Annotated in this window: 19 protein-coding genes; all 19 read left to right on the top strand. The window is 37.2% G+C overall.

The window, feature by feature from the left end:
- Positions 1–105: 105 nt before the first annotated feature.
- The 19 genes from ACTJKN_RS26840 (at position 106) to rfbH (ending at position 22,468) form a co-directional block, all read left to right on the top strand.
- Positions 106–2,190 (top strand): peptidylprolyl isomerase, encoded by a 2,085-nt coding sequence (locus ACTJKN_RS26840; RefSeq protein WP_440828690.1) that lies wholly within the window; start codon positions 106–108, stop codon positions 2,188–2,190.
- Positions 2,191–2,255: 65 nt separating this feature from the next.
- Positions 2,256–2,771: a DUF2480 family protein gene (locus ACTJKN_RS26835; RefSeq protein WP_029278574.1), complete on the top strand. Its 516-nt coding sequence runs from the start codon at positions 2,256–2,258 to the stop codon at positions 2,769–2,771.
- A gap of 164 nt (positions 2,772–2,935) precedes the next feature.
- Positions 2,936–3,709 (top strand): DUF3108 domain-containing protein, encoded by a 774-nt coding sequence (locus ACTJKN_RS26830; RefSeq protein WP_440828689.1) that lies wholly within the window; start codon positions 2,936–2,938, stop codon positions 3,707–3,709.
- A gap of 2 nt (positions 3,710–3,711) precedes the next feature.
- Positions 3,712–4,275, top strand: a complete 564-nt coding sequence (locus tag ACTJKN_RS26825; protein WP_440828697.1) for a DUF3109 family protein — start codon at positions 3,712–3,714, stop codon at positions 4,273–4,275.
- Between the two features lie 265 nt (positions 4,276–4,540).
- Complete coding sequence (gene rfbB, locus ACTJKN_RS26820) at positions 4,541–5,593, top strand: dTDP-glucose 4,6-dehydratase (RefSeq protein ID WP_190326843.1); 1,053 nt, start codon at positions 4,541–4,543, stop codon at positions 5,591–5,593.
- Positions 5,593–6,141, top strand: coding sequence for a dTDP-4-dehydrorhamnose 3,5-epimerase (rfbC, locus tag ACTJKN_RS26815; protein WP_440828688.1), 549 nt, complete (start codon positions 5,593–5,595; stop codon positions 6,139–6,141). Before rfbB ends, rfbC begins: the two co-directional genes overlap by 1 nt.
- On the top strand, positions 6,138–6,998 hold the full coding sequence (rfbD, locus tag ACTJKN_RS26810) for a dTDP-4-dehydrorhamnose reductase (protein WP_440828687.1): 861 nt from the start codon (positions 6,138–6,140) through the stop codon (positions 6,996–6,998). Before rfbC ends, rfbD begins: the two co-directional genes overlap by 4 nt.
- 71 nt (positions 6,999–7,069) lie before the next feature.
- Positions 7,070–7,930: a glucose-1-phosphate thymidylyltransferase RfbA gene (rfbA, locus tag ACTJKN_RS26805; RefSeq protein ID WP_440828686.1), complete on the top strand. Its 861-nt coding sequence runs from the start codon at positions 7,070–7,072 to the stop codon at positions 7,928–7,930.
- 281 nt (positions 7,931–8,211) lie between these two features.
- Complete coding sequence (locus tag ACTJKN_RS26800) at positions 8,212–9,489, top strand: nucleotide sugar dehydrogenase (protein WP_440828685.1); 1,278 nt, start codon at positions 8,212–8,214, stop codon at positions 9,487–9,489.
- 1,512 nt (positions 9,490–11,001) lie between these two features.
- Entirely contained in the window at positions 11,002–11,133 is a 132-nt protein-coding gene (locus ACTJKN_RS26795; RefSeq protein WP_440828684.1) for a GDP-mannose 4,6-dehydratase, read from the top strand.
- Positions 11,134–11,521: 388 nt separating this feature from the next.
- Positions 11,522–12,262, top strand: coding sequence for a tyrosine-protein phosphatase (locus ACTJKN_RS26790; protein ID WP_440828683.1), 741 nt, complete (start codon positions 11,522–11,524; stop codon positions 12,260–12,262).
- A 148-nt stretch (positions 12,263–12,410) separates the two neighbouring features.
- On the top strand, positions 12,411–13,217 hold the full coding sequence (locus ACTJKN_RS26785) for a polysaccharide biosynthesis/export family protein (protein ID WP_440828682.1): 807 nt from the start codon (positions 12,411–12,413) through the stop codon (positions 13,215–13,217).
- A gap of 13 nt (positions 13,218–13,230) precedes the next feature.
- Positions 13,231–15,582: a GumC family protein gene (locus tag ACTJKN_RS26780; protein ID WP_440828681.1), complete on the top strand. Its 2,352-nt coding sequence runs from the start codon at positions 13,231–13,233 to the stop codon at positions 15,580–15,582.
- A gap of 6 nt (positions 15,583–15,588) precedes the next feature.
- Complete coding sequence (locus ACTJKN_RS26775) at positions 15,589–16,626, top strand: ferredoxin--NADP reductase (protein ID WP_440828680.1); 1,038 nt, start codon at positions 15,589–15,591, stop codon at positions 16,624–16,626.
- Positions 16,627–16,631: 5 nt separating this feature from the next.
- Complete coding sequence (gene rfbF, locus ACTJKN_RS26770; RefSeq protein WP_440828679.1) at positions 16,632–17,408, top strand: glucose-1-phosphate cytidylyltransferase; 777 nt, start codon at positions 16,632–16,634, stop codon at positions 17,406–17,408.
- Position 17,409: 1 nt separating this feature from the next.
- Complete coding sequence (gene rfbG / locus ACTJKN_RS26765; protein ID WP_440828678.1) at positions 17,410–18,489, top strand: CDP-glucose 4,6-dehydratase; 1,080 nt, start codon at positions 17,410–17,412, stop codon at positions 18,487–18,489.
- The gene (locus tag ACTJKN_RS26760) at positions 18,482–19,393 is read left to right on the top strand and encodes an NAD-dependent epimerase/dehydratase family protein (protein ID WP_440828677.1); all 912 of its coding nucleotides are present in this window, start codon (positions 18,482–18,484) and stop codon (positions 19,391–19,393) included. Before rfbG ends, ACTJKN_RS26760 begins: the two co-directional genes overlap by 8 nt.
- Before the next feature lie 8 nt (positions 19,394–19,401).
- The gene (locus tag ACTJKN_RS26755) at positions 19,402–21,120 is read left to right on the top strand and encodes a thiamine pyrophosphate-binding protein (protein ID WP_440828676.1); all 1,719 of its coding nucleotides are present in this window, start codon (positions 19,402–19,404) and stop codon (positions 21,118–21,120) included.
- Positions 21,121–21,166: 46 nt separating this feature from the next.
- A complete protein-coding gene (rfbH, locus tag ACTJKN_RS26750) occupies positions 21,167–22,468 on the top strand; it encodes a lipopolysaccharide biosynthesis protein RfbH (protein WP_440828675.1) in 1,302 nt (433 codons plus the stop codon).
- The last annotated feature ends 11 nt before the right edge of the window (positions 22,469–22,479 follow it).

Here is a 22,479-nt window from a genome sequence, read left to right as displayed (position 1 = left end):
AAAAATTAAACACTTGATAAATAAAATTTTGTGTTTTCTTTTTTAAGGCAAATTTGTATCTTGCGCCCTCTTAAAAAAGAACTAAATAAATTTATAAAGTATAATATGGGATTAATGACATTTTTGCGTAACCGTGCAGGCTATATTCTAGTTTTCGCCATCGGTTTTGCAATTGTTGCATTTTTAGTAGGTGATGCAATTAACGTGGGTAAACCTTTTTGGGCAGCAGATCAAAAAGTTGTAGGGTCAATTGATGGTAAGGATATCAGTATTGATGAGTTCGGACCAAAGGTTGATCAGGGTGTAAACCAGATGAAACAACAATATGGCGGCAGTGCAAATGCACAGATGACTGCTATGGCTGTTGATCAGGCATGGAATGCAGAGTTGGCAAAAGTTTTGTTAACTAAAGAGTACGATCGTTTAGGTTTAACAGTTTCTGAAGATGAACTGGTAGATTTATTACAAGGTCAAAACCCTAGCCCCCTAATTAAACAATATTTCTCTAATCCTCAAACAGGACAGTTAGACCGTGCTACCTTGATGAACTTTCTAAAATCGAAAGAACCTCAGGCTTTGCAGCAATCTAATATGTTACAGGAAGAAATTAAAAACCAGGCCCTTCAGACAAAATATTCTAACCTGATCCGTAATTCGGTTTATGTAACTTCTTTAGAAGCTACTGATGAATATACCAACCGCAATAAACTGGCTAATTTTAAATACGTAAGTTTAGATTATACTTCTATTCCCGATGCTGCTGTTAAATTAACAGACAACGACTACTCAGAATATTATGAGCAGAACAAAGCACGTTTTAACAATCCACAGGAAACCCGTGCTTTCGAGTACGTTTCTTTCAGTATCAGCCCAACCAAAGCAGATTCATTGGCAATCAAAGCCCAGGTAGACAAAATTGCTGCTGATTTCCAGGTGGCTAAAAACGATTCACTTTTCGCTGCCATCAATTCAGACGTAAAAGTTCCGTTTACTTATATCACAAAAGGTAAATTGGATCCGGCTGTAGATTCAGCGGTATTCGCTTTGCCTGCAGGCAGTTTTTACGGTCCGAAATTAACAGGTAACTCATACAAAATTGTAAAGGTAGTTTCAACCCGTATCTCTCCTGATTCGGTAAAAGCTAGCCACATCTTAATCGACCCGGCTAAAGTTGGTGGTGAAGATAAGGCAGTAAAACTAGCTGATTCATTAAAAGCATTAATTTTAAAAGGTGCGAACTTTGCCGAACTGGCTAAAAATTACAGTGTAGATGGTTCGAAAGATAAAGGTGGCGAATTGCCAACTTTTGCCCGCGGTGCTATGGTACCTGAGTTTGAGAATGCAGCTTTTGATGGGAAGACAGGAGATCTTAAAGTCGTAAAATCTCAGTTTGGCTACCATGTGCTTAAAATTGAAAAACAGATCGGTTCATCTAAAGTGGCTAAATTAGCTTACGTAGAAAAAGCATTAAATGCAAGTAGCAAAACCCAGGCAGCTGCCTACAAAGCAGCAAGCAATTTCTTAACTGATGTGAAAGGTAACGACTTTAGCAAATTTGCTGCACAAAAAGGATTAAAAGTTGCCGTTGCTGATAAAGTTGCATCAACACAAGGATTTGCAGCTGGATTAGATAACCCACGTAAATTAATCCAGGATGCTTACGCAGCAGATAAAGGTGATGTATTACCTGAAATTTATACCATGAGCAATGCTTATGTTGTGGCGCGTTTAACTACCATCAGCCCTAAAGGTATTTTATCTTTAGCTGATGTGAAGAAAGAAATTGAGCCAATGGTAATTAATGCGGTTAAAGCAAAACAATTAAAAGAAAAATTAGCCAACGCAGGTAAAGGAAGTATCGATCAGGTTGCCGCTAAAGTTGCACGTCCGGTTAATCCAGTACAGAACGTGGTATTTGCCAATCCGGTAATTCCAGGTGTGGCACAGGAAAATGCTTTAGTAGGAAGCGTTTTCGGTTCACAGCCAGGTAAACTTTCTGCTCCTGTTCAGGGCGAACGTGGGGTTTATGTATTTTCAGTTGATGGATTTACTAATCCTGCACCAATTGCAAATATGTTTAAACAAAAAGAAAGCATGATGTTAAGTTTAGGACAGCGTTCATTAGGATCGGCTTTCCAGGCTTTACAGGAAAATGCCAAGATAAAAGACAATCGTGTGAAATTCTATTAAATAGAAAATACGTAATTTTGTAACCGTTCCGATGATTAGTCGGAACGGTTTTTTTATTTAAGGCCATGGAAATTCAGGAAAACATTATTAATAAAGTAGCCAATAGCGGTTTAATAACCTTAAATCTGGAAGATTTTTATCATAAAGGCGAAAGAGTGGTTTATGATATTGTAGATAATCTATTCCATGGTTTAATGCTAAGGGAAAAGGATTTTAGAGAATTTATCAAAAATCACGATTGGGCGCAATATCAGGATAAGAATGTAGCCATTATCTGTTCGGCTGATGCAATTGTACCTACCTGGGCTTATATGCTGCTGGCGAATAAATTAAAGCCATATGCCAACGAAGTAGTATTTGGCGATTTGAATACATTGGAAGCTGTTTTGTTTACCAAAGCATTGGCTAAAATTAATCCGCAAGATTATGCCAACGAGCGTGTGGTGGTAAAAGGATGTGGCGATATCGATGTTCCGGTTTCAGCCTACGTTGAGGTTACCAATCTGCTTACTCCGGTAGTTAAAAGTATTATGTTTGGCGAACCCTGCTCTACGGTTCCTGTATATAAAAGAAAAGATTAAATTTTGGTTTGCTTTTTGTATATCTTCATGCGGGAAGAGTTTAGTTTCTTTTAAAGGAAAACCTTTTCCTTATTCGGTGCGTCATCCTGATCCGATAGTTATCGGATTTATTTCAGGATCTCTCATGCTGATAATGAATACACACACAAATGAGTACAAAAGCAATGAAGAAATTATTTATAACCGTCACGGCTGGCTTATGCAGCCTTTTGGCAACGGCTCAGCAACTTCCCTTAAAGAAAGAGCCTGTATTTCAGGAAGGTGAAGTTTTGCAATATAAATTAAGGTACGGATTTATAACGGCGGCAGAAGCCACGATTAAGGTAGCCAATTCTGATTTAAAGTTTGATAACAAGCCTACCTATAAACTTACTGTTGATGCGCAGACTTCCGGAACTTTTGATGTGTTTTATAAGATAAGAGATCATTACGATTCGTATATCGATAAAACTGACCTTTTACCCTACTTCTATCAGGAGAATATCCGTGAGGCCAGTTATAGGCGCCAGGATAAGGCACGTTTTACACAGGATGCAAAGAAGGTAGTTTCGAACAGAGGAACTTTTACAACGCCGACTACTCAGACTTTTGATCTGGTTTCTGCTTATTATTTTGCCCGAAGCCTTGATATCAGTAAAATCAAGATTGGTGATAAGTTTAAACTCAACTATTTTTTGGGTGATGAAATCTCAGCCCTGGAGGTAGAATATATAGGAAAAGAAACGATTAAAAGTAAGTTGGGGAACATCCGCTGCTTAAAATTTAGTCCATCCATTAAACCGGGAAGGATCTTCAAAAAAGATAGCAGGTTATACCTTTGGGTAACCGATGATGGAAACCGTGTGCCGGTAAAAGCCCAGGTAGAGATATTGGTGGGTGCAGTTACGATGGAATTAAAATCGGCCAGTGGCCTGAAATATGCTTTAGCAAAAGAATAATGATGATAGAAGTTGAACAGGTGCTGGTGCACGAAGACGTATTGAAAGAAAACTTTGTTTGTAATTTAAGCAAATGTAAAGGAATCTGTTGTGTGGAAGGTGATTCCGGTGCACCATTGGATAATGACGAAAAAGCCATTTTGGAAGAGATATATCCGAAAATTAAACACCTGTTGAATGAAAAGGGCATTAAAGCCATTGAGGAGCAAGGCGTTTACGTAGTTGATGAAGATGGCGATTTAACCACCCCTTGTGTAGATAAAAATAAAGAATGTGCTTATGTGCTTTTCGAGGGCGGTATTACCAAGTGTGCCATTGAAAAAGCATATGAGCAGGGTATTGTAGATTGGCAGAAACCGATTTCCTGTCACCTTTACCCTATCCGGATAACCAAATATCCAGAATTTGAGGTGTTAAATTACGACCGCTGGCACATCTGCCACGATGCCTGCACCTTTGGCCGCGAACTTAAAGTTCCGGTATACAGCTTTTTAAAAGGACCGCTTATCCGTAAATATGGTGAAGCGTGGTATGCAGAATTGGAAAGTTCTGTGGCAGCGATGTAGTTTATTTCTTTACAATGCAGTTATTTTGTTCAATTTTAATCAAATAACAAATTAATGGGCTTCACCATGCCTAAATAAGTCAAATAAATTAATTTTTCTTTTACCCCCCTTACTGCTGGTTTAAACTTCGCTGGTATTTTCATTGTTTAAGTGCCTTAAAGTGCAAATCAGTTTACAAAATTTGTTCATTTTTGTTTTTAGTTGAAAAAACAATGATTTTTTAGTTTATGTAAACTATTTTAGTACTTTATAAATCTCTTATACCGTGAAGAAAATCTTAATTACTGGTGGGGCAGGCTTTATTGGCTCTCATGTAGTCCGTCGTTTTGTAAATAACTATCCTCAATACGAGATCGTAAATTTAGATAAACTTACCTATGCTGGTAATCTGGCTAACTTAACAGATATTGAAAATAAACCGAATTATAGATTTGTAAAAGAAGATATTACTGATGCTAACGCGATGTTTGATCTGTTTAAAACAGAAAACTTCGATGCGGTTATTCACTTAGCGGCAGAAAGCCATGTAGATCGTTCTATTTCTGATCCAACAGCTTTCGTCATTACCAATGTAATTGGTACCGTAAATTTATTAAATGCGGCCCGCGAATATTGGAAAGGTGATTACGATAAAAAACGTTTTTATCATGTAAGTACCGATGAGGTTTATGGTGCTTTAGGTGAAACAGGCATGTTTACCGAAACCACGGCATACGACCCACATAGTCCTTATTCAGCATCAAAGGCAAGTTCAGATCACTTTGTAAGGGCCTACCATGATACTTATGGCATGGACTGCGTAATTTCTAATTGCTCTAACAACTATGGTTCTCATCATTTCCCTGAGAAATTAATCCCACTGGCCATTAATAATATCAAAAATAACAAACCGGTACCCGTATATGGTAAGGGCGAAAACGTACGCGATTGGCTATGGGTAGAAGATCACGCCAGGGCAATCGATGTAATTTTCCACAATTCGAAAACAGGAGATACTTACAACATTGGTGGACATAACGAGTGGAAAAATATCGACCTGATCAATTTGCTTTGCACCATTATGGATCAAAAGTTAGGTCGCGAAGCTGGCGAATCAGCCAAACTGATTACCTATGTAACCGACCGCGCAGGGCATGATTTGCGTTATGCCATTGATTCGAGTAAATTACAAAACCAATTGGATTGGGTACCAAGCTTACAATTTGAAGAGGGTTTGGCCAAAACGGTAGACTGGTATTTACAAAACGAAGACTGGCTAAACAATGTAACCTCAGGCAACTATCAATCTTATTACGAACAACAATACAGCAGTAAATAATGGAAATTGAACAAACGGGATTAAAAGACTGTCTGATTATTAAGCCAAGGGTATTTGAAGATCCCAGAGGTTATTTTTTTGAAAGCTTTAACCAAAATACATTCGAAGAAAAAACAGGTTTATCTGGCAGGTTTGTTCAGGATAACGAATCTTACTCTTCGTACGGTGTAATTAGGGGTTTACATGCCCAAACCGGAGAATTTGCGCAGGCAAAGTTGGTGCGTGTAACCAGGGGAGAAGTATTGGATGTTGCGGTAGATGTTCGTCCAAGCTCACCAACCTATGGTAGACATTTCGCCATACGCTTAAGTGCAGAAAATAAATTACAGCTTTATATACCAAGAGGTTTCATCCATGGTTTTTCGGTATTGAGTGAAACTGCAGAATTTTTATATAAATGTGATAATTTTTTTAATAAGGCTTCTGAAACCGGGGTAATTTATAATGATCAGAAACTTAATATCGATTGGTTAATTCCAGAGAAAGATCAGTCAGTATCTGATAAGGATCTACTTTTAAAACCATTTTCAGCTTTACAGCACATATGAACGAAATATTAGTAATTGGTGCTGGCGGACAGTTAGGCCAGTGTTTGAAGGTTGTTGCGGAGCGAAGAGGAATTACTGAAATTATTTTTCCAGCCGAGCAGGATGCCAATATTCTGGATCAGTCTGGTTTGAACGAGCTGTTAGCTGCAGCGCAACCTGCTTTTGTAATTAACTGTGCCGCTTATACTGCTGTAGATAAAGCAGAGGATGAAGTTGAGCTGGCTAAAGCCATTAACGAAACAGGTGCAGGATACTTAGCCTCAGCCTGTTTGGCAAATGGGGCGGCTTTGCTGCATGTTTCCACAGATTTCGTTTTCGAAGGGAATGAGGTAAAGTTGCTAAAAGAGGATGATGAAGCCAAACCGATCAATGTTTACGGTGTAACCAAATTGGATGGAGAAAAAGTAGTTGTTTCCACACTGCCTGCTCACTTCATTATTCGTACCAGCTGGTTGTATTCTGAGTATGCCAACAACTTTGTAAAAACCATGCTTAAACTTGGTGCCGAGCGTGATGAACTGAATATTATTGCCGATCAGGTGGGTACACCAACCTACGCGATTGATCTGGCAAATGCTATTTTTGATATTATCGCATCTTCATCTGCCTCGTACGGAGTATATCATTATAGCAATGAAGGGGTAACCTCATGGTTCGATTTTGCAAAGGCCATTTTTGATATCAGTGAAACAGTGGTTAAAGTGAATCCTATTCCAGGGTCTGCTTATCCGACCAAAGCTATCCGTCCGGCATTTTCAGTGATGGATAAATCTAAAATAAAAAATACATTTAATATTGAAATCCCTTACTGGAGAGATAGTTTGGTAGAGTGTATAAAACAAATTAAAATACAATAAATAGGCATCATTATTTCATTTAGGTCTGTAATGACCAATGAACCAATGACCAATGAACTAATGACTAAAATATGAAAGGTATAATCTTAGCTGGTGGCAGCGGAACCCGTTTGCACCCTTTAACTTTGGCTTGTAGTAAACAGATGATGCCGGTTTACGATAAACCGATGATCTATTATCCGCTGTCTACGCTGATGTTGGCAGGGATAAAAGAAATTCTGATTATCTCTACCCCACATGACCTGCCAAATTTCGAAAAACTGTTAGGTGATGGTGCTTCATTGGGGTGCAAATTTAGCTATGCTGTACAAGCAGAGCCCAATGGTTTAGCTCAGGCATTCGTTATTGGTGAAGAGTTTATTGGTAAAGATAAAGTGGCTTTGGTGCTTGGCGATAATATTTTTCACAGTGACGGATTGGCCAAATTATTACAAGCCAGTTCTGATCCTGATGGTGGTGTGGTATTTGCTTACCAGGTTGCTGATCCTGAACGTTACGGTGTTGTTGAATTTGATGAAAATAAAAAGGCCATTTCGATTGAAGAAAAACCTGTTCTGCCAAAATCTAATTATGCAGTACCGGGGTTATATTTTTATGATAACGATGTGGTAGCGATTGCAAAAAACATTAAACCTTCACCACGAGGTGAGTACGAAATTACTGATGTGAATCGCGTGTACCTGGAGCGGGGTAAATTAAAAGTAGGCGTATTGAGCCGTGGTACAGCCTGGTTAGATACCGGAACTTTTACCTCTTTAATGCAGGCCGGGCAATTTGTACAGATTATTGAAGAAAGGCAAGGTTTAAAGATCGGTTGTATTGAAGAAATAGCTTATCGTATGGGCTTTATCGATGCAGAACAGCTTAGGGCTATCGCTACTCCATTGGTTAAAAGCGGCTATGGTAGTTACTTGTTGAAACAGATTAAATAATAAGTTTAAGTATAGTTTAATGTACGCGTAATTCTAAATCACCAATTGATGCCATGTATCGATTGGTGATTTTCTTTTATTTGAAATTTTGTCATCCTGAGCGCAGCGAAGGATCTCTAAAATGCATATGCAATCTTAACCACATAAGAGATATAAGTTCATTTAAGCCTTACGTTCCATCCAACGCTGCGTACTTCGAGCTTTCTCTTTGTGTCCTTTGTGGTTAAAAGAATTAAGCATTCTACATTTATCTTATATTTGCCCAATTACCGAAAGAAAAAATGAATACAGAAAAGCGGATTGCCATTATTGGTTTAGGTTATGTAGGCTTACCCCTTGCAATCGAATTTGCTAAGAAATATAAAGTAATTGGTTTTGATACGAATGAAGAACGGGTGGCAGAGTTAAATCAACTAGGGGATCGAACAAATGAAGCCAATCTGGAAGACCTGAAAACTGTACTCGCTGCGTCGGAGATGGGATTAACCCTTAGTGCCAATTTAGCAGACCTGGCCACTTGCACCGTCTATATCGTTACCGTACCTACACCTATCGACCAGCTCAAACGGCCAGATCTGCAACCTTTACTTGCGGCCAGTAAAATGTTGGGTATCGTATTAAAAACAGGTGATACCGTCATTTATGAATCAACTGTTTATCCAGGCTGCACCGAAGAAGATTGCGTGCCTGTTTTAGAAAAAATTTCAGGATTAAAATATAACATCGATTTTTTCTGTGGCTATTCCCCAGAGCGGATTAATCCTGGAGATAAAGTTAATACCCTTACCAAAATTAAAAAGGTAACCTCAGGCTCTACGCCTGCAATTGCTGCTGAAATCGATGAACTTTATGCTTCTATTATTACTGCTGGTACGCATTTGGCACCCAGCATTAAAGTAGCAGAAGCTTCAAAAGCGATAGAAAATGCACAACGGGATGTTAATATTTCTTTTGTAAACGAACTGGCCTTAATTTTCGACCGTATGGGCATTGATACAACAGATGTATTGGCTGCTGCTGCAACCAAATGGAATTTTCTCAATTATAAACCCGGCTTGGTTGGTGGTCATTGTATTGGTGTAGATCCCTATTATTTAGCGCATAAGTCAGAGTCATTAGGCTATAAACCTGAAGTAATCCTATCTGGTAGAAGGGTAAATGACAATATGGGGATGTTTGTGGCCAATAAGGTGATCAAAATGCTGGTGGCCAAAGATAAAGTGATTAATGGCGCTAAAGCCCTGATATTGGGTTTCGCTTTTAAAGAAAACTGCCCTGATACCCGAAATACGAGGGTAACTGATATTTACAAGGAACTGAAAGCTTTTAGTATGGATGTTGATGTGTATGATCCATGGGCCAATAGGGATGAAGTGAAAGCGGAGTATGGCATCGAAATGATTGATGATGCTCAGTTTAAACATTACGATGCTGTTATCCTTGCTGTGGCGCACCAGCAGTTTTTAGACATTGATTATCGCAGTATTAAAGAAAAAGGGACACTCATTTTTGATACCAAATCTTTTATCGACAGAAATTTGGTGGATGCCAGGTTATAGGCACTTCGCTTCCAACCTGCTAATTTTGGCTATGAGTAGGACTATTAACACCGTGCGTCATTCCCGCGCAGGCGGGAACCAACGATTGCTCAGCAAAGCTAATCTTAATGGCAATAATCCGATAGCTATTGGATGGACGCCGGAATTGGGCGAGCCGAAGCAATCTCATTTGTAGTGTTTTTACCATTAAGTCACTCTACCTCGATTAATTCGTCATCTCGACCGTAGCGGAGAGATCTTTGTACTTTCTATTACGGTCGTCATTCCCGCGTAGGCGGGAATCTTAAAGCGGTCGCTATTTTCTCGCCCTAAGCTCTGCCTTGCCTCGGCTCACCGCCGCCGAGGGGCTCTTACCTTTTTCTTGATAAAAAGGTAACCAAAAATCAAGGCTTGCATCCTTTCTTGAACTAAGCTATCGAAATTCTTATTGCGGCAATATGGAGGCCCCGATGAAGAATCGGGACTTTATATTGCCTTGGGCAGCGGTGTATTGTGGGGTTGTGCAAGAATTTCAATGCTTATTTCTACGAAAATCTGCTAGGCCAGATAGCAGGGAGCAGAGACAGCCATCCGAAGAGATATGTTTTTTGAACTTTGAGGGGCACGCTGGGGCGTCATCTCCGTAGTGTTCCAAAGGAACTCCTTCGGAGGAGAGATCTTTGTACTTTCTAATACAGTCGCCGTCCGGTACCTATCGGATCCTGTGCAAACGGGAACCTTAACCATAAGCTGCTAATATATTCGTGCTTTTGTGTTTTGCCTTCCCCTACCATTTCCGTACCCCATTACCGACACAGCTGTGGCCCAAAATAACCCCAGGCTATGTTTTGCTTCACCTTTTATTTAGCTATTGTTAACCCGCCAATCTAAGGCGATACAAATCTTTGACATCGCTGATCTTCAACGTAACTCTATCTCAACCAAAGCAAGTGTGAAGCAGTAGGCAAGTAGGTGTACAGCAAGGCATAGCCAAGCCTGGCCGGAAGGTGGAGTAAACGTGGGGTAAATGTGGCGTAAAGGTGGGGTTTGGAGTGTTTTTTTGGATTTTAATCAGATTGACTGAATTGGGTGATCATCCCTTTTGTTTAACCTAATATACTAAAATTATGGCAACTGGGCGCTCTTGTTTTTTACAAACGCGGAAGTAAGGACCTGGTAAGACAAAAAGTTACTCATAAACAGCAAACCTAAGCCGATAAGAAAACCTAAGGTTTTGTTATTGCAACAGGCATTATCATAATGTCATTAAGTTAAGCAACGCGATCGTCAGTCTGAGCGTAGTCGAAGACTTCTTGAGATTGATAAAGCGCAAATAAATGCCCTTCGACTACGCTCAGGGTGACATGCTTTTGCGATTTATCCCTTAATTTAATAACATTGGACATTACCACCCGCCGTGTGTGCTTTTGTACGCATGAGTTTTACCGAATTGTGGATTGATATAGAATTTTCGGGAAAGGATGAAAACGAGAAGGGTGTAGTAATCGGTTTAGATGTACTTAGCCGGCTTAGATGCTGGAAACTCTTTTAGAGAACGATAGTAAGTTAGATCCTAAATATATCAGGCCTACAGAAGTCGATGGCTTACTGGGAGGTCCAACGAAATCAAAGACACAATTCGGATGGGAGCCTAAGTATAATTAAGCAGCTTTGGTTAAAAATAGGGTAATTTTTGATCTTCATTTAATGAAGAAAGATGAATATTTAAAAGAGGGATATTTTAAAGCCTTAACTATTTAGAATTACATTTCTGGAGCGCTGTCGGCAGCATGTAGGTTATATTTTTGTTAATTCTCTTGTGTAAATTAAGCTGTAATTTTTTTTTAAAGCATCATTTTCGACTTTTTGTCTGATTTAATCTACTCTTTATTGGAAAGTAGCATGAATTGTCTTAAATTTAACTCGTTAATTAGAATACTTTTGTTGTTCTATAAATAATACTTTTCTATCGGCAATATTATTGCAGTGATTATTTCGTTTAATAGAGTGATTATGATAGAACCGGTTAATTTGAAATTCCATTGTTTTAAATATGTTAAGCTTTTTTAGTAAAAAAAATAAGGTAACCGATATTTCCTGGTTGGGAGTTGATATGCACTCTCATATTTTACCGGGTATTGATGATGGATCGCCTGATCTGGCTACTTCTTTGCGTTTTGTTAAATCATTACAGGAACTGGGGTTTGATCAATTGATTGCTACACCACATATCTATCAAGAGTTGTACCCAAACACAAAGGAAACAATCTTTACTGCAAGAGGTTTACTACAACAAGAAATGGATAAAGCGAATATATCCCTTAAGTTAAGTGCTGGTGCAGAGTATATGGTTGATCAGGATTTTAAAATGGATGGGTCTTTATGTACTTTAGATCAGAAGCATTTGTTGATTGAGATGTCTTATTTAAATGAAAGCCCAGGGATAAGCCAGACTATATTTGATATTGAAATCAAAGGTTATCAACCTGTATTGGCTCATCCTGAACGGTATACATTTTATTTTAAAGATAAAAGTAGATTAAGACGATTTAAAGAAAAAGGCTGTTTGCTACAATTAAATTTACTTTCTATTCTTGGATATTATGGTAAAGATGTAAAACAATTGGCAGAAGGTTTGTTAAAAGAAAAAATGTATGACCTGGCAGGTACGGATTTGCATCATGATAAACACTTAGATGCTCTAACTACGGCCGTACATTCTGGGAAACTCTATGATCTTTTAGGTAATTATAATTTTAGGAATCAAGAGTTATTTAGTACCATATATGTTTAATTACATTTGCTAGCACTTATCTAGTACACTCTGATCGGACCTTAATTATAATTAATACTAAAGTTAAACCTTTTTACATATTACAATTAAATGATTAAGTTTGCAAACTGTTTAAAATAATCTGTTCTATTTTGAACGGAATATACCTATGAATAAAAATTATAATTTGATTAAGGGAATTAGTTTAGCTACACTGTATTGTATAATTGCCCTAAGTTCTTCGTGCGTGAGCAGCAAAAAAATTGCTTATTTTCAAGACATCCAAACCGTAAATCAGGCAAAATTGGAAAATGCAATTGCTTTTACCGAACCAGTGATTCAGCCTGACGATATTTTAAGTATTAATGTATTTACTCTGAATCCTCAAAGTGGCGCTGTAGTCAATCAGGCGGCTAATAATCCTGCGCTGGGTGGTAATACTAATAATAGTATTTCCTCGCAAAGTACTGGTTTTCTTGTTGATAAGAATGGCGAAATTGAACTATCGCTCATTGGCAAATTAAAAGTGGCTGGGTTAACCACCTATCAAGCTAGAGAATTGATAAGGGAAAAAGCTACCTTAATTTATAAGGAGCCTAATGTGCAGCTACGTTTTGCTAATTTTAAGGTTAGTGTTCTTGGTGAGGTTAATACGCCTTCTGCTTATACCCTGCCTAATGAGAAAGTAAGTATTTTAGATGCGCTAAGTTTAGCAGGAGATTTAACGATCTACGGTAAACGGGAAAATGTTCTTATTGTAAGAGATAACAATGGCAAAAAAGAATTCGCACGTCTGAACCTTAACTCCTCTGAAATTTTTAATAGCCCTTTCTATTATTTAAAGCAGAATGATGTGATATATGTAGAACCTAATAAGAGCAAAGTATCTGCTTCAAATTCTGCTCAGTTGCAGACCGTTGGAGTTATTGTGTCAGTAATTTCTGTAATTGTTTTGGCAATATCGAATTTTAAATAATTGTACTTAACAAATGAATAGTTTGCCAAAAAAAAATATGGAACAGCATAGCGAAGAAGAGGAAAGCATAAATTTTAAAGAAATTTTCAATAAACTTTTAGATAAATGGATATGGTTTGTTATTAGCGTCGGCTTATGTTTGCTTTTATCATTTTTCTATTCTCGATACACCCCTCCGACTTATCAAATAGGTGCGAAATTATTAGTTAATGATGATGAGAAAGGCGGAAGCTTAGGTGGCAAATCAAGTAGTTTAATGGATATAGGTGGATTGTTGGGATCTAAAAACTCTGTTGATAACGAAGCTGAAATACTAAAAACCAGATTCCTTATGGAGCAGGTTGTTAGACAAATGCAATTGAATATTGTATACTCAAAAAAAGCAAAATTAGTCAGCCGTGAGTTGTATAAATCACCTTTTGTTTTAGAAATTATTAATGGAGTTGATTCTATAAAAACAACTAGGTTAGATATTAAAAAGTTAGGTCCTGATAAGTTGATAATTGGTACTGACAATTTTGAGAAAGAAGTTCGTTGGTCACAAACCTTTAATATAAATGGAGTCGGGACATTAAGACTTTTGCGAAATTCTTTAATCAATATGGGGGATGGCGAATACTATGTTACCGTTAGTTCAATTGACGATAAAGTAGCTTCGCTCATGAAGCAATTATCGGTAGGGGTGACTAATAAACAAGTTTCAATAATTGATTTAGGATTAACTTATCCACTTCAAAAGAAGGGGGAAGACATTTTAAATACGTTAATTGATAAATATACTCAAGCCAATTTAAGTGATAAGAATGCAATTGCAGATAGCACGTATAAATTTATTAAAGAGCGTCTGAATGTAATAGCGTCTGAATTGGGTGATGTTGAGAATCAAGAAGAAAATTTCAAAGAAAGAAATAAGCTTGCGGATATGAGTGAGCAAGGGAAATTGCTTGTTCAAAACACAGGATCTTTCTCAACGGAATTGGCAAAAGCTGAAACTCAGGTTATTGTGATGGATGACTTAGAAAATTATTTAAAGGATCAGACCAAAAACAAAAGAGTATTTCCTTCATCTTTGCTACCACAAGATATGGTATTTTCAGATTTGATGAATCAATATAATTCATTATTGATTGAACGAGATAAGCAGTTATTAAGTCTTACTGAAGAGAGTCCATTTATTAAAAACATTGATAGTCAGATTGAGGGGCTTAGAAAAGGAATTTTATCAAATGTTAGAAGTACAAAAAATAATTTTGTTGTAACTAGAGATAAACTAAAAAATCAGTTACTTGATGCTGAGAGTCAGATTTCTGGAGTTCCTAAAATTGAAAAGAATTATTTAAAACTAGCTAGAAATAAAGGAATTAAGCAAGAACTTTATATTTTTCTAATGCAAAAAGCGGAGGAAACAGCTATTTCTAAAACATCTAATATCTCTATTGCAAAGACTATCGATCCTCCGAAAGCTGGCGTTATGCCTATCAGCCCGAGAAGAAGCTTAATTTTTCTTATTGGACTGATTATTGGATTAATTATACCTATTTCTTTAGTATTTGCGAAAGATTTGTTAAATACGAAAATAAATACTAAAGAGGACATTATTGCGATAACTAATGTCCCAGTTATTGGAGAAATTAGCCATAATTCTAGTTCTGACAATCTTATTGTAGCCAATCAAAATAGATCTGCAATTTCTGAACAATTTAGAGCCTTAAGGACAAATTTGTCTTTTTATCTGAAAACTGATGACGAAAAGGTAATTCTTTTAACCTCAAGTATGAGTGGAGAGGGTAAGTCCTTTACAGCAATTAACTTAGGGAATATTTTAGCCCTTGCTGGTAAAAAAGTTTTGTTAATGGAGCTTGATTTGCGAAAACCTGGATTATCAGTTAAATTAGGTGTTAGTAATGACATAGGATTCAGTAACTATACAATAAATTCTGAAGTAAAGGTTAAAGATATTGTTAAGCCTATAACTATCAATAAAAATATGTTTATCATTTCTTCGGGACCATTACCGCCCAATCCTGCTGAGACATTGATGAGTGAACATACGGCGACTTTAATTAAGGAGTTGAAACTACAATTTGACTACATCATTATGGATGCGCCTCCAATTGGTATTATAACAGACGCTCAACTATTGTCAACTTTTGCTGATGTAACATTATATCTTGTTAGGCAGAAAGTAACTCAAAAGGAACAACTTAATATTGTTGAGGAACTCTATAGAAGCGGCAAAATGAAGAATTTAGGTATAGTTGTTAATGACATAATGAGTAAATATTATGGATATGGATATGGATATGGTACTTATGGACAAGAAAAAAATGAAAAATGGTATCAAAAATTTTTTAAGCGAGCCTAAAAATTAATGAACTATACATTAAAGATAGTTGACATAAGGAGGGAAACTGAAGATACAGTTACTTTATGTTTTAAGCAACCTGGCTTAAAAAAGATTAAATATGAGGCCGGCCAATATCTTACTTTAATCTTCAGAATTAATGGCAGGCGTTATATCCGACCCTATTCATTTTCTTCTTGTCCAGGTGTTGATTCTTTTTTGGAAATTACCGTTAAGCGCGTTGAAAATGGTTTAGTGTCTAATTACATCAATGATATGGTACAGGTTGGTGATTCTATCGAAGTAATGCCGCCAATGGGTGATTTTATTTATGACCAAACGCAATCTTTCGAAGATATTTATTTCTGGGGAGTGGGTAGTGGAATAACACCACTGATATCTCTAATTAAATATATCTTATCTAGCACAGCAGCTGTAAAAGTACATTTGAATTATGGAAATAAAAACCATGAAAGTACAATTTTTAAAGATCAAATTGAACACCTGAAGGCAAAATATGCTGATCGGTTTATTGTACGTCATTTTCATACCAAATTATTTGTTGATGAAGCTAATCCACATTTAATTCAAGGCAGAATTGATCAAGTCAAGGCTTTTCAGATTTTGGATGAAAGTTTAGATGCGGAAAAATGCGCACATTATATCTGTGGACCTGCCGGTTTAAAGGAATCTGTAAAAAGTGCCATCCTAAATAAATTTGGTTCGTTGGAAAACGTATATTCCGAAGATTTTGAGCTAGTGAAGGACCCAAAAGACTTGGTTGATGTTCATACTCAAAATGTACTATTAAATTTTGATGGAAAACCATATCATCTCGAAGTAGCAAAAGGAAAAAGTATTCTAGAGGCCGCTTTAAATGCTGATATTGAATTACCCTACTCCTGCCAAACCGGAAATTGCAGTACCTGCAAAGGAAAATTGATTAATGGTAAGGCTAAAATGATTGGGTTGAGTAAAGAAAGAGAGGATCTTGCTACAGACGAATTTTTGCTCTGCTGTGCTCATCCCTTAACAGAAAATGTACATATAGAAATATTAAGTTAAAAAATATGAAGGTAGTAATACTAGCAGGTGGTTTAGGTACCCGATTAATGGAAGAGACAGAAGCTCGACCGAAACCGATGGTTGAAATTGGTGGTAAACCCATTTTATGGCACATCATGAAAATCTACGAGGCTTATGGTTATAACGATTTTGTATTGTGCCTGGGCTACAAGGCACAAAGTATTAAAGAATATTTCTTAAATTACTACCTGTATAATTCTGATGTTTCTATTGACATCGAAAAAAACAAAGTTGATGTCCACTTTTCAAATTCAGAATCTTTTAAGGTTACCTTGGTTGATACCGGATTAACAACGAATACGGCAGGTAGGATCAAAAAAATTCAAAAATATGTTCAGGACGAAACCTTCATGCTTACTTATGGTGATGGTGTAGCTGATATTGATATTACCAAATTGGTCGAATTTCATAAAAGCCATGGAAAACTGGCAACTTTAACCAGCATTCAAACGCCAGGTCGTTTCGGTAATATTGAAATGGATGAGGACGGAAAAGTTAACCATTTTGTAGAAAAACCGCAAGGCGATGGTATGTGGATCAATGGTGGGTTTTTTGTGCTAGAACCAGGTATATTTAAATACCTTGAAGGCGATATGGATACTATACAATGGGAGAACGTACCGTTGAAAGAAATTGCCAATGATGGGGAATTGGCAGCTTTTAAACATCCCGGTTTTTGGAAACCTATGGATGCTTTAAGAGATCGAATTGAATTGGAGCAGCTTTGGAGCAGTGGAGAGGCAAAATGGAAAATCTGGTAATATGTTAAGTGAACTAAAAAAAACTTACGAAGGGAAAAAGGTATTCCTGACTGGACACACTGGATTTAAAGGTTCGTGGATGTTGAAGACACTTCAACTTTTGGGAGCAAAAGTTAAAGGATATGCTTTGGCTCCTCAAACTGAAAATGACTTATACCATCTGATAAAAGGAGATGAGATTTGTGAATCTGTAATTTCAGATTTACGTGATCGGGAAGCGCTTAAAACAGCAATTGTGGGTTTTCAACCGGATTTTATCTTTCATCTGGCTGCTCAGCCATTAGTTAGGTTATCTTATGAGATTCCGTCAGAAACTTTTGAGGTAAATGCAATCGGCACAGCCAACTTGTTGGATGCAGTACGTTTATTGGAGAAAAAATGTTCGGTTGTTTTAATCACAACTGATAAGGTATATCATAACAACGAATGGGAATATCCATATCGTGAAAATGACCGTTTAGGTGGTTATGATCCCTATAGTGCAAGTAAAGCCTGTACGGAATTGGTAATCGATTCCTATAAAAATTCTTTTTTCAATAAATCTAAAATTGATGTCCATAAAAAAGGAATTGCTGTTGGCAGAGCAGGAAATGTAATTGGAGGAGGGGATTGGTCAAAAGATCGATTGATTCCTGATATTGCGAAAGCCCTATCTAAAAATCTGGAAATAGTAATTAGAAACCCGAATTCAGTTCGCCCTTGGCAACATGTTTTAGAGCCGGTGATTGCTTACCTCATATTAGGTATGAACTTAGAAAGTGATCCAATTAAATTTGGGGAAGCTTATAATTTTGGGCCATACGCTGCTGATGCTTTGCCGGTAAAAGAAATGTTGGCATTAGCTATAGGCCGTTGGGGAACAGGTAGTTTTAAAGTAGAGCAGGTTGCAGATCAACCTCATGAGGCTGGATTATTAAAATTAGATATTAGTAAAGCAATAGCTGACTTAAAGTGGCAGCCAAAATTAAATGCCAGTAAAGCAGTTGAAACAACTATAAATTGGTATAAATCGTTTGTGCATAGTAAGTCAGAGATAGATTCCATTACAGCTGCACAGATTTTAGATTATCTAAATGCATAATGTATTAATTACTGGAGCTACTGGTTTTTTAGGCTCGCACATTGCCGAGCGCTTAGGTCAAAGCAATATTAATATTATTGGATTGAAAAGATCTTCTTCAGATACATGGAGGTGTAAGGCATTTGAAGATAAAATCGATTGGATTGATTTAGATGGCCAAAATGATTGGAAGCAGCAAGTAATTGATAAGGGGCCAACTACAATTATTCATTGTGCATGGATTGGTGTAGAGGCACAAGATAGAAACAATTGGTCGCTTCAATCTAAAAATATTGAACTGCTCGTTGCTCTCTTGGAAATTACACAAAGGCTAAAAATTGACAAATTTATTTTTTTAGGTTCGCAAGCAGAATATGGTAATGTAAGCAACAAGGTGTTTGAAGATCAAGCTGTTCACCCTGTTAGTGCCTATGCCAGCATTAAGTTGAGCTGCCTACAGATTTTGGAAACCTATGCTGATTTAAATAAAATCAATTGGATCTGGTTAAGGGTCTTTTCTGTATTTGGAGAGCGCGAAGCTGATAATTGGTTAATTCCTTCAGTAATCAAAACGATGCAAGAAAAATCGGCAATGGATTTTACCAAAGGGGAACAAAAGTACGCCTACTTATATGCAGGAGATTTTGCACAGATATTGTTATCTGTAGTGAAGAAAAAAATCGATTCTGGTATTTACAATATTTCTGCCAATCAAACACAAGAACTAAAAACGTTATTGACACAGCTAAGGGATAATATCAATCCTTCATTTTCGTTAAACTTTGGCGCTATTCCTTATCGTGAAAACCAGTCTATGCATATTGAAGGAGATATTACGAAACTCACTAATCAAATTGGTTTGGTCGATTTTACTGATTTTAACGTAGCTTTGTCTAAAACTTTAAATTATTACCTATCTAAATAAGTATTATAATGAAAGCATCTGATTTTATAGCTAGCTTTTTAAGCAAAAAGGGAATTGAAAGCGTTTTTGAGCTTTCTGGTGGGATGATTACGCATATCTTAGATTCTTTAAATCAAACAACAGATATAAAAATTATCACCATGCACCACGAGCAGGCTGCTGCTTTTGCTGCAGAGGGCTATGCAAGAGTCACTGGCTTACCAGGTGTTGCGCTTGCTACGAGCGGACCAGGTGCTACTAATTTATTAACAGGGATAGGCAGTTGTTTTTTTGATTCTACACCAGCAGTTTTCATTACCGGACAGGTGAATACGCATGAGCAAAAAGGTGAACGTGATATCAGGCAATTGGGATTTCAGGAAACAGATATCGTAGCGATGGCAAGGCCAATTACCAAAGCTTGTTTTTTAGTTAATGACCCTGAAGAGCTTGAAGAGGTTTTTGAAAAGGCATTTGACTTAGCTACAGAGGGAAGACCAGGACCTGTATTAATCGATATCCCGATGAATGTTCAAAGGGCACAGATAGAAGTAAAAGAAAATTTCAATCAGGATAACAAGTCTATTGTTATCTCCGAAGATGATTTAGAAGCGCTTATCAAAGATATCAAAAATGCAAAGCGGCCATTAATTTTGGCTGGACGAGGCATTAAGGCCGCGAATACCCAATCGGCTTTTGACCAATTTGTACAAAAAACACAGATACCGGTAACAACTACACTATTGGGGTTAGATACTATCTCTTATGATGATAACCTTCGGGTAGGTTTTATAGGCAGCTATGGCAACCGTTGGGCTAATATTGCCTTTGGCGAGTGTGACCTGTTGATTGTTTTGGGTAGTAGATTAGATATTCGTCAAACTGGTGCCGACACTAAATTTATTGAAAATAGGAAAATCTATCATATAGATTGTGAAAGTGGAGAAATTAATAACAGGGTAACTGGTTGTGTAGGAATTGTTGCCAATCTTACTGATTTTTTCCCTCAGTTCGAAAAAGTATCACGATCAACTGAGTTTTACTTGCCAGCAGAATGGTTGATTCATGTGAATGAGTTAAGGGCAGAATGGCCTGATATTAATGAACTTACACCCGAAGGTATAAATCCCAACAAATTTATGCATGCGCTTTCAAAAGCTAGTACCGAAAATAAAGTGTATCTGGCAGATGTGGGCAGTCATCAAATGTGGTCGGCACAATCCTTAGAATTAAATAAAGGCCAACATTTTCTAACTTCTGGAGGAATGGGTGCTATGGGATTTTCATTGCCTGCCGGTATTGGTGCCTGTATAGCGCTTAATAATCAACCTGTAGTTGTAATCATAGGTGATGGCTGTATGCAGATCAATATACAAGAGCTGCAAACCATTGTTCGTAATAACTTAAAAGTTAAGATTGTTGTACTAAATAACCGCACACTTGGGATGATTAGGCAATTCCAGGATAGTTATTTCGAATCGAGGTACCAATCTACTTATTGGGGTTATAGTGCGCCAGATTTTTCAAAGGTTGCAATTGCTTATGGAATTGATGCCATGACTATTGAAAGCCCAGACGATATAACATCTGGAGTATCCTGGCTTTGGAATGATGAAAACAAAGACAAACCACAGTTACTTCAGGTGATGGTTGATCCACATACTAATACTTATCCAAAAATCGCTTTTGGAAAACCGATTACCGAAATGGAGCCGTTTGCAAAGCCAATTGAAATGGAAGGTACTTAATGAGATTTCAAAAAAAAGATAATAATACTCCACAATACAAAACATTATGTTAAAAAATATTACTGATTCAAATGTAGAAAATGCCTTGCGTGAGATTGCCAGGCAGAAAACAACACAAATAATTATTCCTGGGCAAAACTATATTCCTGTAACAGGTAAAGTTTTAGATGAAGAGGATATTATGTTGGGTGTTGATGCAACATTAGATGGATGGTTAACCGCAGGAAGATTTGCAAGTCAATTTGAACATGAATTTGCACAATATTTTGGCGCTACAAAGGCGCTTTTGGTTAACTCTGGTTCTTCTGCGAATTTGGTTGCATTTTATGCTTTAACCTCGCCGAAGTTGGGCGATAGAGCAATTAAACCAGGTGATGAAGTCATTACAGTTGCAGCCGGCTTTCCAACAACAGTTAATCCGATTGTTCAGTTTGGTGCTATACCTGTATTTGTGGACGTGGATGTTGCCACTCATAATGTGTTGGCTGAAGATATTGAAAAGGCAGTATCTCCAAAAACTAAAGCCATCATGATTGCTCACTCTTTGGGTAATCCATTTGATTTGGACGAGGTAATGCGTGTTGCTAAAAAATATAACTTATGGGTTGTTGAAGATGATTGCGATTCTTTAGGTGCGACATATAAGGGAAAAAAAACAGGGACATTTGGTGATATTTCTACCTTTTCATTCTATCCTGCCCACCACATTACTATGGGCGAAGGTGGTGCTGTAATTGTCAATAATCCAGAATTAGCAAAACTAGCAGAGAGTTTTAGGGATTGGGGTAGAGATTGTTACTGCTTACCAGGAAAAGATGATACCTGCGGTTGTCGGTTCGGGCAACAGTTAGGATCACTTCCTTATGGTTATGATCATAAATATACCTATTCTCATATTGGATTCAACTTAAAAGTGACTGATATGCAAGCAGCATTCGGTGTTTCTCAATTGAAAAAATTAGATCATTTTGTACAACGCAGAAGAGAAAACTATGCGGCTTTGTATTCGAGGATGAAAGAGCTTGAGGAGATCTTTATACTACCTGAGCCTACTCCAAATTCTGATCCGTCATGGTTTGGGTTTTTAATGACTTTAAGAGAAGGTGATTCAAATGATCGCCACATGCTAGTGCAACATCTTGAGGAGAAAAAAATCGGGACACGATTATTATTTGCGGGAAATCTTTTGAGGCAACCTGCTTATGCTGGAATAGAACATCGTAAAATTGGTGACTTAAAGAATACTGATATCATTATGAATCAGTCTTTCTGGTTAGGTGTTTGGCCTGGATTAAATGAAAGCCATTATGATTATATGTTAGATGTTATAAAGGCCTATATTTCTTAGGGTGCTAAACT

Source organism: Pedobacter sp. 22163 (genome assembly GCF_052045595.1).
Classification (GTDB): Bacteria; Bacteroidota; Bacteroidia; order Sphingobacteriales; family Sphingobacteriaceae; genus Pedobacter.
This window is presented reverse-complemented; position numbering and strand designations above follow the sequence as displayed.

Coding starts and splice junctions, on each gene's coding strand:
- ACTJKN_RS26785 (WP_440828682.1), top strand. CDS start 12,411: ATGAATAAAAATTATAATTTGATTAAGGGAATTAGTTTAGCTACACTG.
- ACTJKN_RS26775 (WP_440828680.1), top strand. CDS start 15,589: ATGAACTATACATTAAAGATAGTTGACATAAGGAGGGAAACTGAAGAT.
- ACTJKN_RS26760 (WP_440828677.1), top strand. CDS start 18,482: ATGCATAATGTATTAATTACTGGAGCTACTGGTTTTTTAGGCTCGCAC.
- rfbC (WP_440828688.1), top strand. CDS start 5,593: ATGGAAATTGAACAAACGGGATTAAAAGACTGTCTGATTATTAAGCCA.
- ACTJKN_RS26835 (WP_029278574.1), top strand. CDS start 2,256: ATGGAAATTCAGGAAAACATTATTAATAAAGTAGCCAATAGCGGTTTA.
- rfbF (WP_440828679.1), top strand. CDS start 16,632: ATGAAGGTAGTAATACTAGCAGGTGGTTTAGGTACCCGATTAATGGAA.
- rfbG (WP_440828678.1), top strand. CDS start 17,410: ATGTTAAGTGAACTAAAAAAAACTTACGAAGGGAAAAAGGTATTCCTG.
- ACTJKN_RS26795 (WP_440828684.1), top strand. CDS start 11,002: ATGCTGGAAACTCTTTTAGAGAACGATAGTAAGTTAGATCCTAAATAT.
- ACTJKN_RS26800 (WP_440828685.1), top strand. CDS start 8,212: ATGAATACAGAAAAGCGGATTGCCATTATTGGTTTAGGTTATGTAGGC.
- ACTJKN_RS26830 (WP_440828689.1), top strand. CDS start 2,936: ATGAAGAAATTATTTATAACCGTCACGGCTGGCTTATGCAGCCTTTTG.
- rfbD (WP_440828687.1), top strand. CDS start 6,138: ATGAACGAAATATTAGTAATTGGTGCTGGCGGACAGTTAGGCCAGTGT.
- rfbA (WP_440828686.1), top strand. CDS start 7,070: ATGAAAGGTATAATCTTAGCTGGTGGCAGCGGAACCCGTTTGCACCCT.
- ACTJKN_RS26840 (WP_440828690.1), top strand. CDS start 106: ATGGGATTAATGACATTTTTGCGTAACCGTGCAGGCTATATTCTAGTT.
- ACTJKN_RS26780 (WP_440828681.1), top strand. CDS start 13,231: ATGAATAGTTTGCCAAAAAAAAATATGGAACAGCATAGCGAAGAAGAG.
- ACTJKN_RS26755 (WP_440828676.1), top strand. CDS start 19,402: ATGAAAGCATCTGATTTTATAGCTAGCTTTTTAAGCAAAAAGGGAATT.
- rfbH (WP_440828675.1), top strand. CDS start 21,167: ATGTTAAAAAATATTACTGATTCAAATGTAGAAAATGCCTTGCGTGAG.
- ACTJKN_RS26825 (WP_440828697.1), top strand. CDS start 3,712: ATGATAGAAGTTGAACAGGTGCTGGTGCACGAAGACGTATTGAAAGAA.
- ACTJKN_RS26790 (WP_440828683.1), top strand. CDS start 11,522: ATGTTAAGCTTTTTTAGTAAAAAAAATAAGGTAACCGATATTTCCTGG.